This window comes from Humibacillus xanthopallidus, assembly GCF_006717145.1.
GTDB classification, from domain to species: domain Bacteria; phylum Actinomycetota; class Actinomycetes; order Actinomycetales; family Dermatophilaceae; genus Humibacillus; species Humibacillus xanthopallidus.
The window spans coordinates 723,473-738,112 of record NZ_VFQF01000002.1; the positions used below are offsets into that span (position 1 = coordinate 723,473).

The 14,640-nt window shown below is 72.3% G+C and carries 14 protein-coding genes; 10 read left to right on the plus strand and 4 right to left on the minus strand.

The window, feature by feature from the left end; genetic code table 11:
- Positions 1–5 precede the first annotated feature (5 nt).
- Together FHX52_RS14150 and clpB are read left to right on the plus strand one after the other, a co-directional pair.
- A complete protein-coding gene (locus FHX52_RS14150; RefSeq protein WP_141822996.1) occupies positions 6–251 on the plus strand; it encodes a ribonuclease E inhibitor RraB in 246 nt (81 codons plus the stop codon).
- A gap of 187 nt (positions 252–438) precedes the next feature.
- Positions 439–3,000, plus strand: a complete 2,562-nt coding sequence (gene clpB / locus FHX52_RS14155) for an ATP-dependent chaperone ClpB (protein WP_141822997.1) — start codon at positions 439–441, stop codon at positions 2,998–3,000.
- A 130-nt stretch (positions 3,001–3,130) separates the two neighbouring features.
- Here clpB and FHX52_RS14160 read toward each other — a convergent pair whose 3' ends face one another.
- Positions 3,131–3,736, minus strand: coding sequence for an HAD family hydrolase (locus tag FHX52_RS14160; RefSeq protein ID WP_141822998.1), 606 nt, complete (start codon positions 3,734–3,736; stop codon positions 3,131–3,133).
- Positions 3,733–4,404 carry a hypothetical protein gene (locus tag FHX52_RS23895; protein ID WP_185747291.1) on the minus strand — a complete coding sequence of 224 codons (672 nt, stop codon included), beginning with the start codon at positions 4,402–4,404 and terminating at the stop codon, positions 3,733–3,735. Before FHX52_RS23895 ends, FHX52_RS14160 begins: the two co-directional genes overlap by 4 nt.
- Before the next feature lie 138 nt (positions 4,405–4,542).
- Between FHX52_RS23895 and FHX52_RS14170 the strand changes: the two genes are divergently transcribed.
- On the plus strand, positions 4,543–5,253 hold the full coding sequence (locus tag FHX52_RS14170) for an LppX_LprAFG lipoprotein (protein WP_141822999.1): 711 nt from the start codon (positions 4,543–4,545) through the stop codon (positions 5,251–5,253).
- Positions 5,250–7,016 (plus strand): MFS transporter, encoded by a 1,767-nt coding sequence (locus FHX52_RS14175; protein ID WP_141823000.1) that lies wholly within the window; start codon positions 5,250–5,252, stop codon positions 7,014–7,016. The genes FHX52_RS14170 and FHX52_RS14175 overlap by 4 nt, the downstream gene beginning before the upstream one ends.
- Before the next feature lie 40 nt (positions 7,017–7,056).
- Here the strand turns inward: FHX52_RS14175 and FHX52_RS14180 are convergent, their stop codons facing one another.
- Positions 7,057–7,848: an exodeoxyribonuclease III gene (locus FHX52_RS14180; protein WP_141823001.1), complete on the minus strand. Its 792-nt coding sequence runs from the start codon at positions 7,846–7,848 to the stop codon at positions 7,057–7,059.
- A gap of 52 nt (positions 7,849–7,900) precedes the next feature.
- Between FHX52_RS14180 and FHX52_RS14185 the strand changes: the two genes are divergently transcribed.
- The 3 genes from FHX52_RS14185 (at position 7,901) to pyrE (ending at position 9,819) form a co-directional block, all read left to right on the plus strand.
- Positions 7,901–8,677, plus strand: coding sequence for an SDR family NAD(P)-dependent oxidoreductase (locus FHX52_RS14185; RefSeq protein WP_141823002.1), 777 nt, complete (start codon positions 7,901–7,903; stop codon positions 8,675–8,677).
- 60 nt (positions 8,678–8,737) lie between these two features.
- Positions 8,738–9,190 (plus strand): VOC family protein, encoded by a 453-nt coding sequence (locus FHX52_RS14190; RefSeq protein ID WP_141823003.1) that lies wholly within the window; start codon positions 8,738–8,740, stop codon positions 9,188–9,190.
- A gap of 71 nt (positions 9,191–9,261) precedes the next feature.
- Positions 9,262–9,819: an orotate phosphoribosyltransferase gene (gene pyrE / locus FHX52_RS14195; RefSeq protein ID WP_141823004.1), complete on the plus strand. Its 558-nt coding sequence runs from the start codon at positions 9,262–9,264 to the stop codon at positions 9,817–9,819.
- 90 nt (positions 9,820–9,909) lie between these two features.
- Here pyrE and FHX52_RS14200 read toward each other — a convergent pair whose 3' ends face one another.
- Positions 9,910–11,520 (minus strand): AAA-type ATPase lid domain-containing protein, encoded by a 1,611-nt coding sequence (locus FHX52_RS14200; protein ID WP_246069971.1) that lies wholly within the window; start codon positions 11,518–11,520, stop codon positions 9,910–9,912.
- A gap of 160 nt (positions 11,521–11,680) precedes the next feature.
- Here FHX52_RS14200 and FHX52_RS14205 point away from each other — a divergent pair, with 160 nt between their 5' ends.
- The 3 genes from FHX52_RS14205 to FHX52_RS14215 are packed head-to-tail and all read left to right on the plus strand — an operon-like array spanning position 11,681 to position 14,624.
- Positions 11,681–12,748: an amidohydrolase family protein gene (locus FHX52_RS14205; RefSeq protein WP_141823005.1), complete on the plus strand. Its 1,068-nt coding sequence runs from the start codon at positions 11,681–11,683 to the stop codon at positions 12,746–12,748.
- 2 nt (positions 12,749–12,750) lie between these two features.
- Complete coding sequence (locus FHX52_RS14210) at positions 12,751–13,593, plus strand: iron-sulfur cluster assembly protein (RefSeq protein WP_141823006.1); 843 nt, start codon at positions 12,751–12,753, stop codon at positions 13,591–13,593.
- Positions 13,590–14,624 (plus strand): NAD(P)-dependent alcohol dehydrogenase, encoded by a 1,035-nt coding sequence (locus tag FHX52_RS14215; protein ID WP_221630604.1) that lies wholly within the window; start codon positions 13,590–13,592, stop codon positions 14,622–14,624. The genes FHX52_RS14210 and FHX52_RS14215 overlap by 4 nt, the downstream gene beginning before the upstream one ends.
- Positions 14,625–14,640: the final 16 nt, after the last annotated feature.

A 14,640-nucleotide genomic window follows, 5' to 3' on the forward strand; every position in this document is an offset into this window, starting at 1 on the left:
CGGCCGTGGACGCTGAGCACCTCCTCGTCTTTCCCGACCGGGAGGCCGCCGAGCTCGTCGCCGAGCAGCTCGAGGCCGCCGGCCTCGAGGGCGTCCGCGTCGTCCGTGAGGCGCTGGCCGGCGAGGACGACTCCGAGGCCCACGAGTGGGCGGTGCACGTGCGCACCCCCGACGAGCCGGCGTATGCCGTGGAGTTCCTCGCGATCGCCGAGCGCCACGACGGGTGGTACGACCCCCACCCCCACGGCTGAGGCTGCCACACGGCATACCTCGGGCTCTTGGGGACCGGTGGCGGACCCTGCGCGGGTCGAGCGGTGTCGCAGCGGGCGCCCTGAGCGACTGCTGCCTCACGTTCGCGCGCGGTCCAAAGTTGAGTGGAATAGACTCAAGTCAGCACGAGTTGTCCCAGGTGATCACGACCCCTGACCAGGAGACCGCATGGACCTTCAGCTGACCACCAAGGCGCAGGAGGCCTTCGCCCAGGCCGCCACCACCGCCACGGGCAAGCACCACCCCGCCATCGAGCCCGCCCACCTGCTGCTCGCCCTCGCCGCGCAGAGCGGCACGACGACGCCCGCTCTGCTGGCGGCCGGCGGCTCGAGCCCAGCTGCCGCGACCGCGGCAGCCGAGCGTGCGATGGCCTCCCTGCCCCAGGTCAGCGGTGTCGCCCAGCAGCCGCAGCTCTCCCCGGCGTCGCTGCGCGCGGTCCAGCAGGCGCAGCAGTACATGACGGCAATGGGCGACTCCTACGTGTCGACCGACCACCTCCTGCTCGCGCTCGCGCGCACCGGCCAGTTCGGGCTCGACGCCGACGCCATCGAGAAGGCGATCCCCGACCTGCGCGGCGGGCGCCCCGTCACCTCCGACAACCCCGAGGGCACCTTCGAGGCGCTGGCGAAGTACGGCACCGACCTCACCGCCCGCGCCCGCGAGGGCAAGCTCGACCCCGTCATCGGCCGCGACGCCGAGATCCGCCGCGTCGTGCAGGTGCTGAGCCGCCGCACGAAGAACAACCCCGTGCTCATCGGCGAGCCCGGCGTCGGCAAGACCGCCGTCGTCGAGGGCCTCGCCCAGCGCATCGTCGAGGGGGACGTGCCCGAGAGCCTGCGCGACAAGACCCTCTACAGCCTCGACCTCGCCGCGATGGTCGCGGGTGCGAAGTACCGCGGGGAGTTCGAGGAGCGGCTCAAGGCCGTCCTCGAGGAGATCCAGGGCTCCGACGGCCAGATCGTCACCTTCATCGACGAGATCCACACCGTCGTCGGCGCGGGCGCGGGCGGCGAGGGCGCGATGGACGCCGGCAACATGCTCAAGCCCATGCTCGCCCGAGGCGAGCTCCGCCTCGTCGGTGCCACGACGCTCGACGAGTACCGCAAGCACATCGAGAAGGACGCCGCGCTCGAGCGACGCTTCCAGCAGGTCTTCGTCGGCGAGCCCTCCGTCGAGGACACCATCGCCATCCTGCGCGGTCTCAAGGAGCGCTACGAGGCCCACCACAAGGTCACGATCGCCGACGCCGCTCTCGTCGCGGCCGCGAGCCTGTCCGACCGCTACATCAGCGGACGCCAGCTGCCCGACAAGGCCATCGACCTCATCGACGAGGCGGCCTCGCGACTGCGCATGGAGATCGACTCGAGCCCGGTCGAGATCGACGAGCTCCGCCGCACCGTCGACCGCCTGAAGATGGAGGAGTTCGCCCTCGAGCAGGAGACCGACGCCGCCTCGCGCGACCGCCTCGAGCGGCTGCGCAAGGACCTCGCCGACCGCTCCGAGGAGCTCGCGGCACTCAACGCCCGGTGGGAGGCCGAGAAGTCCGGCCTCAACGCCGTCGGTGACCTCAAGGCCCGCGTCGACGACCTGCGCACCCAGGCCGACCGGCTCCAGCGCGAGGGCGACCTCGGCGCCGCGTCCAAGATCCTCTACGGCGACATCCCCGCCCTCGAGAAGCAGCTCGCCGACGCCCAGGAGCGCGAGGCCGCGGCCACGGCCGACGACGAGGGCCCGATGGTCAAGGAGGAGGTCGGCGCCGACGACATCGCCGACGTCATCTCGGCCTGGACCGGCATCCCGGCCGGGCGCCTCCTCGAGGGCGAGACCGAGAAGCTGCTGCACATGGAGCAGCACATCGGTGCCCGGCTCATCGGCCAGACCGAGGCCGTGCGCGCGGTGTCCGATGCCGTGCGTCGCACCCGCGCCGGCGTCTCCGACCCCGACCGGCCCACCGGCAGCTTCCTCTTCCTCGGCCCGACCGGCGTCGGCAAGACCGAGCTGGCCAAGAGCCTCGCCGACTTCCTCTTCGACGACGAGCGGGCCATGGTGCGCATCGACATGTCGGAGTACTCCGAGCGGCACTCGGTGTCCCGCCTCATCGGTGCGCCTCCCGGCTACGTCGGCTACGAGGAGGGTGGCCAGCTCACCGAGGCGGTGCGCCGTCGGCCCTACTCCGTGATCCTGCTCGACGAGGTCGAGAAGGCCCACCCCGAGACGTTCGACATCCTGCTGCAGGTGCTCGACGACGGGCGCCTCACAGACGGCCAGGGTCGCACGGTCGACTTCCGCAACGTCATCCTCGTGCTCACCTCCAACCTCGGGTCGCAGTTCCTCATCGACCCACTGCTCTCGCCCGAGGAGCGACGTGAGTCGGTCATGACGGTCGTGCGCTCGACGTTCAAGCCCGAGTTCCTCAACCGGCTCGACGAGGTCGTCGTCTTCGACGCCCTGAGCCGCGGCGACCTCGCGCACATCGTCGACCTGCAGGTGCGTGCCTTCGGGTCGCGCCTCTCGGACCGGCGGATCACGCTCTCGGTCACCGACCCGGCCCGCGAGTGGCTCGCCGCCCGCGGCTACGACCCGGCCTACGGTGCCCGGCCCTTGCGCCGCCTCGTCCAGCGCGAGATCGGCGACCGGCTCGCCCGGGCGCTGCTCGCCGGCGAGGTGCGTGACGGGTCGACCGTCACCGTCGACGTCGACGAAGCCGGAGAGTCTCTCGTCCTGACCTGACCGACGGACGACCATTGGTCGCCCTCCAGTCGAGACGTGAAGGGGGCCCCGCACCAGCGGGGCCCCCTTCGTCGTGCGCCGTGACCAACGGTCGTCCGTCGGCGGGAGAGCAGCCCCGGACCTGGGCTCGTCATCGCGCGAAGAGCTCTGCGTCCCAACCGAACTCGCGGGCTGCGCGGACGTTGTCGTCGCGGTCGTCGGTGAACCACACGGCGTCGCGGGCCACGGGGCGCCCGAGGTCGGCCTCGATGGCACGGTGGGCGGCGGCATACGCCTGCTGGTCGGGCTTGGCGACGCCGAAGTCGGCGCTGTTGAGCACCGCGTCGAAGAGCCTCGCCAGCCCGAGGAGCTCGAGCTCGGCCGGCACGTAGTCGGTGCCGTTGGTGAAGGCGTAGGTGCGGTGGCCGTCGGACCGCAGCGACTCGAGCCGCTCGACGGTCTCGTCGACGACCGTGCCGCGGTGCGTGCGCCACGCCTCCATGTGCTCCCGCACCCGCACCGGCTCGGGCACGACGTGCTCGAGCTCGGTGCAGATGGCGTCGAACCACGCCTCGAAGCTGCGCCGACCGGTGATGGTGGGCAGCAGCAGCTCGCTGCGGAAGGCGGTCGCCGCGACGTGCCCGGCCGGCAGCCCGAGGGCCGCCTCGATGGCCGGGTTGGCGTCGCCCGGGCCGAAGTCCCGGACGACGCCGTCGAGGTCGAAGACGTATGCGGTGTGCTCGCTCGTCGAGGTCACGCGCGGGTGCGGCGCTCCGACGTCGGGTCACTGCTGTCGACACCATCACGCGCGTCGGTCCGGTCCGTGCCGTCGGCGGTGCCGTTGACGGTGCCGTTGGTGCGGTCCGTGCCGTTGTCACGGTAGGTGCCGTCAGAACCCGCGGTGCGGTCCGTGCCGTTGTCGGTCCACGAGGCCGTGCCGTCGTGGACGCTGCCATCAGCCCGGCCGGTCACGACGTCGGCGACCGACGGCCCCTGACGCTCGCGCCACTCCGCCTCGCGGCGGGAGAGCTCGGACTCGCGGCTGCTGAGCTCCTCGTCGCGGGTGGTCAGCTGCGACTCGCGGCGACGCAGGTCCTCGTCGCGCAGGCCGGCCTCCTCGATGCGGCGCTCGTGGTCGAGCCGGGCGGTCTCCGCCTTCTCCTCGACCTCGGCGAGACGGGCGGCTTCCTTGTCCTCGCGGCGTGCGCGGGCCCGGCGGCGCGCAGCCGACGAGAGCAGCGCCCAGCCCAACGCGATAAGCAGCACGGCGACGGCGGCATACGCCGCGAGCTCCAGCGGGCTGACGGTGCGGGTGAAGCCGAGGGCGGTGAGGGCGATGGTGCCGCCCGCAGCCTGGGCTCCGATGTAGGTGACCACCGCTGCTCCGGCGCCGATCAACAGGAGGATCACTCCGATGAGGGCCATGCTTGACTCCTTGGGATAGCGGGGCGGGTCACCGCCCCTCGAAACTGTCATGGGTTGCCATACCCGCAAACCGGGCGTTACCGGCCATCAGCCCAGGTTGCACGGCTGCGCCCGCCGGGTGCCGTTAGCCTGACCCCCATGCGCATCCTGGGACGGCTCGCGGCCGCCGCACTCGCCGCCGTGTGCCTCATGACGACGGCGTCCTGCTCCGGCAGCGGCGACACGCCGAGCCCGACCCAGTCGACCCCGTCGGCTGCCGAGCGGCTGTCGGCCGCCAAGGCGAAGGTCGACGCCGCGACGTCCGTGCACCTCGCCCTCGCGAGCAAGGACGTGCCCGAGGGCAGCAACGGCATCATCTCGGCCGACGGGTGGGGCAAGCACCCGCCGGCGTTCAAGGGCACCTTCAAGGTGCGGCTCGGCGGCATCGAGGGCGACGCCGAGATCACGTCGGTCGACGGCGCCGTCTACGCGAAGCTGCCGTTCGTGCCCGGCACCCAGAAGATCGACCCGAACACCCTGGGGCTCCCCGACCCCGCGACCCTGTTCTCCACCGACGCCGGACTCACTGGCCTCATGGCCAAGACCGTCGACCCCAAGGTCTCCGGCCAGGTGCGAGCCGGCTCCGAGGTGCTGACGACGATCACGGGCACGATCCCGGGGGCGGCCGTCGTCGACCTCTTCAAGATCGGCGACCGGGGCGGCTCCTTCGCGGTGACCTACGGGCTGACGGACGCGAACGAGCTTCGCCAGGTCACGCTCACCGGCCCCTTCTTCGGTGCGGGCACGTCCTCGACCTACGTCCTCACCCTCGACCAGTACGGCCAGCCCGTCACCATCACCGCCCCGTGAGCGCCCCCGGCGGCCGCCTGCCCCTGCTCGCCGCGGCAGCAGCCGCGGTGGCCCTCGCCGCCGCCGACACCTACGTCGTCGTCCTCGCACTGACCGACATGATGGCGGGCGTCGGCCTCGGCATCGAGGCCCTCCAGCGGGCGACGCCGATCATCTCGGGCTTCCTGCTCGGCTACATCGCCGTGCTGCCGCTCATCGGCCGGCTCTCAGACCTGCTCGACCGGCGCCGCATCCTGCTCGGCTGTCTCGTCGTCTTCGTCGTCGGCTCCGCCATCACCGCGCTCGCGGTCGAGATGCCGGTGCTCGTCACGGGCCGGGTGCTCCAGGGCATCGGCGGGGGCGGCCTCGTGCCGGCCACGCTCGCCCTCGTCGCCGACCTCTGGCCCGCAGACCGGCGCGGCACCCCGCTCGGTGTCGTCGGCGCGGTGCAGGAGCTCGGCTCCGTCCTCGGCCCGGTGCTCGGGGCCGTCATCCTCGCGTGGGCGGGCTGGCGCGCCATCTTCTGGGCCAACGTCGTCGCCGGCCTGCTGCTGTATGCCGTCATCCACCTCCTCGGGTCACGTGCCCTCGGGAGCGGGGCGGGCGGCATACCCCCGGGCGACGGAGTGCTCTCTCGATCGGAGGGTGGCGACGGAGTGCTCTCTCGATCGGGACGTGGGGGAGGGCGCGGGGTCACCGTGCTCGCGTGGGTGCTCGCGGTGCTCGCGCTCGGCATCGGGTGGCTCGCGCTGGCGGCTCCCGACTCGCTCGTCACGGACGTCACCCTCGGTGCCCCCTTCGTGCCCTTTGCTGGCGACTCGCGCGTGCTGACCCCGATCGGGCTCGTCGCGCTCGCGCTGCTCGTCCTGCTCGCGGTCGTCACGGCGCCGCGCTGGTGGGCGGTGCTGCGGCAGTCCGACCTCTTCGGGGCGCTCCTCGTCGCGGTCGCGCTCGGGAGCCTCGTGCTCACCTTCGCGTCGTCGGACCCCGAGCGCGAGGTGGTCGGCCCCCTCGGCTACTCGCTGCTGCCGATCGGTGCCGTGGCCCTGCTCGTGCTCTGGTGGTGGCATCGCCGGGCGGCCGCGCCGCTCATCCCTCGAGGGGTGCTGCACGCGCGCGGCGTGCGCTCGCTCGTCGTCAGCCTCCTCGTCGGCGCGGCGCTCGTGGCCGTCGTCGTCGACGTGCCGCTGCTCGCGCGGCTCACCGACGACTACGACGCGACGGGGGCGGCGCTCGTGCTCGTGCGCTTCCTCGTCGCGGTGCCCGTCGGAGCCTTCGCCGGCGGCTGGGCGCTTCGCCGTCTGGGCGACGGAGCAGTGGCCGGGGCCGGTCTCGCCCTCGCGGGGGCCGGTCTGCTCGTCATGTCGGGCTGGACCCTCGACTCGCTCGGCGAGGTCGTGTCGACGACCGTCGTGCTCGTCATCGTCGGGCTCGGTGTCGGGCTCGCGCTCGCGCCCGTGAACAACGCCGCGCTCGCCGACTCGCCGGCCGACGCCCACGGCGTCGCGAGCTCGCTCGTCGTCGTCGCCCGCATGGTCGGCATGGTCGTCGGACTGGCCCTGCTCACCACGGTGGGCCTGTCGCGCTACTACGACGCCGTCCGCCTGCTGCCCGACCCGCTCGACACCGCAGCCCTCATCGGCGCCGGCGTCGTGCAGGTGCAGACCGTCTTCCTCGGCGGGGCGCTGGCCGCACTCGTCGGGTCGGCCGTGGCGCTCACCCTCGGGCTGCGGCGTCGAGACCCGGTCGTGCGTCGCGAGGAGCGGGTGGCCGCGGTCCTCTGACTGACGACCGCCACGTGCAGGCGGCCGTCCAGCGAGTGGGTCAGTCGACGATCTCGACGACGACCGGCGCGTGGTCGGAGGCGCCCTTGCCCTTGCGCTCCTCACGGTCGATCGCGGCCCCGACGACGCGCTCGGCGAGCGAGGGGGAGCAGAGGGCGAAGTCGATGCGCATGCCCTGGCGCTTGGGGAAGCGCAGCTGGGTGTAGTCCCAGTAGGTGAAGGTGCCGGGCTCGGAGGTGTGGGGCCGCACGACGTCGGCGAAGCCGGCATCGACGACGGCGGCGAACGCCGCGCGCTCCGCCGGTGACGTGTGGGTCCGCCCCTCGTAGTAGGCCACGCTCCACACGTCGGCGTCGGTCGGCGCGATGTTCCAGTCGCCCATGAGGGCTATCTGCGCGGCGGGGTCGTCGGCGAGCCACCCGCGGGCGGCCCGCTCGAGGGCCGCCAGCCACTCGAGCTTGTAGGCCAGGTGCGGGTCCTCGAGGGCGCGACCGTTGGGGATGTAGAGCGACCACAGGCGCACACCCCCGCAGACGGCGCCCAGGGCGCGGGCCTCGGCCGTTGCCGGCTCGCCCCAGCCGGGCATGGCGTCGAAGCCGACCTGCACGTCGGTGAGCCCCACGCGCGACGCGATGGCGACCCCGTTCCACTGGTTCAGCCCGTGGTGGGCCACCTCGTAGCCGAGCGCCTCGAAGCGGTCGAAGGGGAACTGGTCCTCGCGGGCCTTGGTCTCCTGGAGGGCGATCGCGTCGACCTCGTTGCGCTCGAGCCAGGCCGTGACCCGGTCGATGCGGGACCGGATCGAGTTGACGTTCCACGTGGCGATACGCACAGTCGGTCACCCTAGACCGCGGGGCCGACACCGCGTGCCTAGGGTGACACCCATGACTGCCGAGCGAAGCCCGCGACCCACCGCCCTCGTCACCGGAGCGAGCGCCGGCATCGGCCGCGAGTTCGCGCTCCAGCTCGCGGGGCGCGGGCACGACCTCGTGCTCGTCGCGCGGGACCGCGGGCGGCTCGACGTCCTCGCAGCCGAGCTGACGAGCAGGTATGCCGTCTCCGCCGAGGTGCTCGCCGCCGACCTCTCCGACCGGTCGGCACTGCAGACGGTCGCGGACCGGGTGGCCGACCCGGCCCGCCCCGTCGACGTCGTCGTCAACAACGCGGGCTACGGCCAGCGGCGCAGCTTCCTGCGCAACGACGTCGCCGCCGAGGAGGCGGCCTTCGACGTGCTGACCCGGGCCGTGCTCGTGCTCTCCCACGCGGCCGGTGTCGCGATGCGCGACCGCGGCCGGGGCCAGATCATCAACGTCTCGTCGGTCGCCGGCTTCATCGCGTCGGGCTCCTACTCGGCGGCCAAGGCCTGGGTGACGACGTTCAGCGAGGGGCTGGCGAGCGAGCTCGAGGGCACGGGGGTCACCGTGACGGCCCTGTGCCCCGGCTTCACCAACACGGAGTTTCAGCAGCGTGCGGGCATCGGCAAGCCGGGGCCCGACTTCCTCTGGCTCGACCCGGCGCGGCTCGTGCGCGACTGCCTCGACGACGTCGCCAGGGGCCGTGTCGTCTCGGTGCCGGGGCTGCAGTACAAGGCGATGGTCGGCCTGCTGCGGGTCGTGCCGCGATCGGTCGTCCGGCGTCGGGCTCGGCTCTCGCGTCGCTGAGCCTGCGCGCTCCGGTTATTCGAGCGACCGGCGTCAGTGCGCCCTTCTAGGGTGTGGGCCATGGCGACGACGCAGCAGGCTCCGCAGGTCAGACAGGTGCAGGTCACGTTCGACTGCGCAGACCCCGAACGGGTCGCCCGGTTCTGGTGCGAGGTGCTCGGCTACGTCGTGCCCCCACCGCCGCCGGGCTTCGCGAGCTGGGAGGAGTTCGACCGAGCGCTGCCACCGGACGACCAGGGCTCGGCCTTCGCCTGCGTCGACCCGAACGGCGTCGGGCCGCGGCTGTTCTTCCAGCGAGTGCCCGAGGGCAAGGTCGTCAAGAACCGCGTGCACCTCGACGTGCGGGTCGGCACCGGTCTCGTCGGGCAGGAGCGCCTCGACGTCCTCGAGGCCGAGTGCGCCCGCCTGGTCGCCCTGGGTGCGACCCGCGGCCGGCTCCTGGTCGCCGACGGCCACAACGAGTCGTGCCAGGTCATGCAGGACGTCGAGGGCAACGAGTTCTGCCTGGACTAGCAGCTGCGACCGCCGATCGAGCAGCGGGCACACGCGTGAGCGGACCGCTGCTCGCCCTACCATTGAGCCTCGTGACTGACACCGCCGCCGCCCGTGCCCGCCTCCTCGAGATCATCCGGGAGAAGGCGATCGTCCACGGTCGCGTCACCCTGAGCTCCGGCAAGGAAGCCGACTACTACGTCGACCTGCGCCGCATCACGCTCGACGGAGAGGCCGCACCGCTCGTCGGGATCGTCATGCGCGACCTGACCAAGGACCTCTCCTACGACGCCGTCGGCGGTCTCACGCTCGGAGCCGACCCCGTCGCGACCTCGATGCTGCACGCCGCGGCGGCCGCAGGCGAGCGGCTCGACGCCTTCGTCGTGCGCAAGGCCGGCAAGGCCCATGGTCTCCAGCAGCGCATCGAGGGCCCGTCGATCCGCGGCCGTCGCGTCGTCGTCGTCGAGGACACGACGACGACCGGCGCCTCGCCGCTGGCCGCCGTCGAGGCGGCCCGTGAGGACGGCGCGACCGTCGTGGCCGTCGCGACCATCGCCGACCGCGCGACCGGCGCGGGGGAGCGCATCAGCGAGGAGGCCGGCGTCCCCTACCTGCACGCCTACTCCCTCGAAGAGCTCGGGCTGGCCTGAGCCACGGGCCGCACCCCGAGCCACGGGTCCCACCCCGATCGAGAGAGCACTTCGTCGGCACGGGGCTCCGGGCGGCCCGGCTGCCGCGGATCAGAGGCGGGGCACGTGGAGGTCGTACTGCGCGATCTTGCGGTAGATCGTCGAGCGGCTCATGCCGAGGTCGCGCGCGGCCTCCTTCATCGTCGCCCCGGGCCGCGTCAGCGCCCGGACGATCTCCTCGCGCTCGAACGCCTCGATGCGGGTCAGGCGCCGGTGCGAGCCGCTCAGCACCTCGCTCGGCAGGTGCCGGGCATCGACGACGTCGGTGCGCGTCACCGCCTGACGCACGGCGTGCACGAGCTGCTCGACGTTGCCGGGCCAGCCGTGGTCGGTGAGGGCCCGCTGGGCTGCCGGCGTGAACTCGATCTCGCGTCCACGCACCCGTCGCGCGACGTGCGCTGCGAGCGGCAGCACGTCGGCCGGACGCTCGCGCAGCGGCGGTACCTCGACGACGGTGCCGACGAGCGCCCTCACCGCAGGCGGTATGCCGTCGAAGAGCCGGGCGGTCACCGCTCCACCGCACGAGGCGAGGTCGGGGTCAACGAAGCCTGACGGGGCGAGGGCCGAGGAGGTTCCAGAGTGGGCGACGGCGGGAGGGGTGGCACCGGCGCTCGCAGGCGTGACGTCGGCGACGGCATACGTGGAGCGGCTGACCCGGCCGAGCACCTGGCCGACCTCGTCGCCCGCCCAGGCGGGCAGCTCGTCGACGTCGCAGGCGATGACCGAGGTGCTGGGCTTGCCGACCTCGGGGGTCCACAGCGAGAGCCACGCGGCGACGTCCTGCGGGGCCGGCAACCCGGCGCTGAGGATCCGGTCGCGGGGGCGGGCGGCGCGCAGCGCCTGGGCGAGGAGCGTGGCCCGGCCCGACCCCGGCTCCCCGACCGCAGCCACGAGACGGCCGGCGGCGAGGGCGCTCGCGGCGGCGTCGACCGCCTCGCGCCACGCGGGGGAGAGGTCGTGCAGCGTGCCCGAGCCCGGCTCGAGCTGCGCCGCCTCGACGCGATAGACCTCGCCCCGTGGCGCCGCCCGCGGTCGCAGGCCCAGCGAGCGGGCGAGCATGAGCGCCGTGGTCGTGCTCGCCGCGGACTGTGCCAGTGCGAGGAGCAGGTCACCGCGGTCACGCGACCACGTCGTGATGTTGACGCTGCCCTCGAGCCGCCCGGTCGTCGGGTCGAGCACGGGCACGGCGGCGCACGTGTAGCCGCAGAGGCTCAGGCTGTAGTGCTCCTCGGCACGCACGAGTGCCGGCACCCGGTCGGCGAGCGCCAGCCCGAGTCCGTTGGTGCCCGCCTCGCGCTCGGAGAAGGCGAAACCCGGAGCGAGGTGGACCGCGTCGAGGGCCCGCAGGAGCGAGGTGTCAGCGCTCAGGCGGTTGAGGACGAGCCCCTCGGCGTCCGTGAGCATGAGGCTGATCGGCTCGTCAGCAAGGGTGCGGTGCAGGCTCGTCAGCACCTCGTGACCGCACTGGAAGAAGAGCGAGTCGCGCGGCTCGGGCGCCCCGGAGAAGACCGGAGTGACCGACTCGAGCGGCACGCCGTAGTCCTCGCTGCGGCGCCACGACGCGAGGAGCCGCTCGGCGACGGGCGCGGCCAGGGTCGTGCCCGGGTCGCTCGACCCGTCACCGTGACCCGCCCTCGCGGGCGTCGCGTCGTCCTTCGGCACCGTCGCCTCCTCCTGCCCGATCTCGCTCCGACGCTACGCCCGTCGAGGAGATCCGTCTCGGCCGCTGCGTCTCAAATTGGGACACCGTGCGTCTGTCGGGCTCGGCCGTCCGTGCCTACGGTCGTGGAGAGGTCAACGACGACATCATCGAGGAGACAGCATGTACAGCAAGGACGGCGAGAGCTACTTCATCGTCGACGCGCACATCGCGTTGTGGGATGCCCGCCCCGAGAACCAGCGCAACATCCACGGCAAGCAGTTCATCGACTGCTTCTACGACTACCACCGCAACCTCAGCCCCGAGTCCGAGGTGTGGAGCTACGAGGACTACCTCTACCAGGGCGGCGAGCGGCTCAAGAAGGACCTCTTCGACGACGGCTACGTCGACCACGCGATCTTCCAGCCGGCCCACCTCGGTGAGTTCTACGTCAATGGCTTCGGGCAGACGGAGGAGGCCTCGCAGCTCGCCAAGGCCGACCCGGCGCGCCTGACCTACAACCACCACTTCGACCCCCGCAACGGCGAGCAGGGCCTCGACCAGCTGCGTGCCGACGTCGAGCGGCTCGGCTTCAAGGGCGTCAAGCTCTACACCGCCGAGTGGCACGGCGAGAGCCGAGGCTGGAAGCTCGACGACCCGTGGGCCTACCGCTACTTCGAGGCCTGCCGCGAGCTCGGCGTGACGAACATCCACGTGCACAAGGGCCCGACGATCCGGCCGCTCGACCGCGACGCCTTCGACGTCGCCGACATCGACCACGTCGCGAGCGACTTCACCGACCTCAACTTCATCGTCGAGCACGTCGGCCTGCCCCGCCTCGAGGACTTCTGCTGGATCGCGACGCAGGAGCCCAACGTCCACGGCGGGCTCGCGGTTGCGATGCCCTTCATCCACACCCGCCCCCGCTACTTCGCGCAGATCATCGGCGAGCTGCTCTACTGGATCGGCGAGGACCGCATCCAGTTCTCCAGCGACTACGCCATCTGGACGCCGAAGTGGCTCATCGAGAAGTTCGTCGACTTCCAGATCCCCGAGGACATGACGGAGTACGCCCCGCTGACGGTGGCCCAGAAGAAGAAGATCCTCGGGCTCAACGCGGCGAAGATGTATGGCATCGACGTGCCCGCGGAGCTGCAGCTGCCCGACGCCGACGAGACCGCCACCGGCCCCCGCGGCGCCGACGACACGGTGGAGCGGGCGCAGGACCCGACCGCCCTCGCCGGGGTCTGACGATGGGCCTCGCGCCCCTGCGGGCCGCGCCCGACGTCGAGTCGCTCACGGCGGCCTACGACGCGCTGGCGACGGTGATCGACCCCGAGCTCGACGAGCCGATCACCGACCTCGGCTTCGTGCGCTCGCTCGAGGTCGTCGGCGACCACGTCGCCGCGCACCTGCGGCTGCCGACGTCGTTCTGCGCCCCGAACTTCGCCTACCTCATGGCGTCGGATGCGAAGGACGCCCTCTCGGCGCTGCCGTGGACCCGTGACGTCGTCGTCGAGCTTGACGACCACCACGACAGCGACCTCATCAACGCGGGGCTCGCGGCCGACGCCGGCTACCGGGGCACCTTCCGCCACGAGGCCGACCAGGACCTCGACGAGCTGCGCGAGACCTTCCAGCGCAAGGCCCACACCGCGGCGATGGAGCGCTGCCTCACGGCGCTGCTGCGGGCCGAGCCCGACCGTGCGGTCGAGGACCTCGGTTCGGTGACGCTGGGCGACCTCCCGGCTGACGACCGCACGGCGGCGCTGCGGCGGCGCCGCGCGGCCATCGGCCTGCCCGACGACGACGGCGCCGCCGTCCTCGTCGACCACGAGGGCAGGGGGTATGCCGTCCGCGACGTGCCGCTCGCCCTGCGGCGGGCGCGCTCGACCCGCATCTCGATCGACGGCAACGCGCACTTCTGCCGGGGCCTGCTCCGCACCCGCTACCCCGGCTCGGAGCGCGACCAGGTGCAGCGGCCCGAAGGGGCCGAGGCCGCCGACGCCGCGTATGCCGCCGATCTGCCTGAGGCGCAAGGCCGTCCGGCCCTGACGTTCATCCCCCTCTCCCAGCTGAAGGAGCACCACTCATGAGCACCATGCGAGCCGTCCAGGTCGTCGGCTACCACCAGGACCTCGAGATGAAGGAGGTGCCGGTTCCCGAGGTCACGGGCGCGTTCGACGTCGTCGTCAAGATCGGCGGGGCGGGCGTCTGCCGCACCGACCTGCACATCCTCGAGGGACAGTGGGCCGAGAAGTCCAACGTCGCCCTGCCCTACACGATCGGGCACGAGAACGCCGGCTGGGTGCACGCCGTCGGGAGCGAGGTGACCAACGTCAAGGAGGGTGACAAGGTCATCGTCCACCCGCTCATCACGTGCGGGCTGTGCCGCGCCTGCCGCTCCGGCGACGACGTGCACTGCGAGAGCAACCAGTTCCCCGGCATCGACACGAACGGCGGGTATGCCGAGTACCTCCGCACGTCGGCACGCAGCGTCGTGCGCATCGACGACTCCCTCGAGCCCAAGGACGTCGCGGCGCTCGCGGACGCCGGCCTCACGGCGTACCACGCGGCGGCGAAGGCGGCCCGGAGGCTGACGCCGCGTGACCGCGTCGTCGTCATCGGCGCAGGAGGCCTGGGGCACATCGGGATCCAGGTCCTCAAGGCCCTGACGCCGGCCGAGATCATCGTCGTCGACCGCAACCCGGACGCGCTGAAGCTGGCGCTGTCGATCGGCGCCGACCACGGCATCGTCGGCGACGGGAACCAGGTCGCGGAGGTGCTCGAGCTCACTGGCGGGAACGGCGCCGAGGTCGTCGTCGACTTCGTCGGAGAGGGCGGCGCGACTGCCGAGGGTGTTGCGATGCTGCGCCGGGCGGGCGACTACCACGTCGTCGGCTACGGCGAGAACATCGACGTGCCGACCATCGACATCGTCTCGACCGAGATCAACTTCATCGGCAACCTCGTCGGCTCCTACAACGACCTCCAGTCGCTCATGGTGCTCGCCGCCCGCGGCCACGTGAAGCTGCACACGCAGACCTATGCGCTCGACGACTTCCAGCAGGCGATCACCGACCTCGACGCCGGTAACGTCAGGGGCCGCGCGATCCTCGTCCCCTGAGCGAGGCCGTCGATCG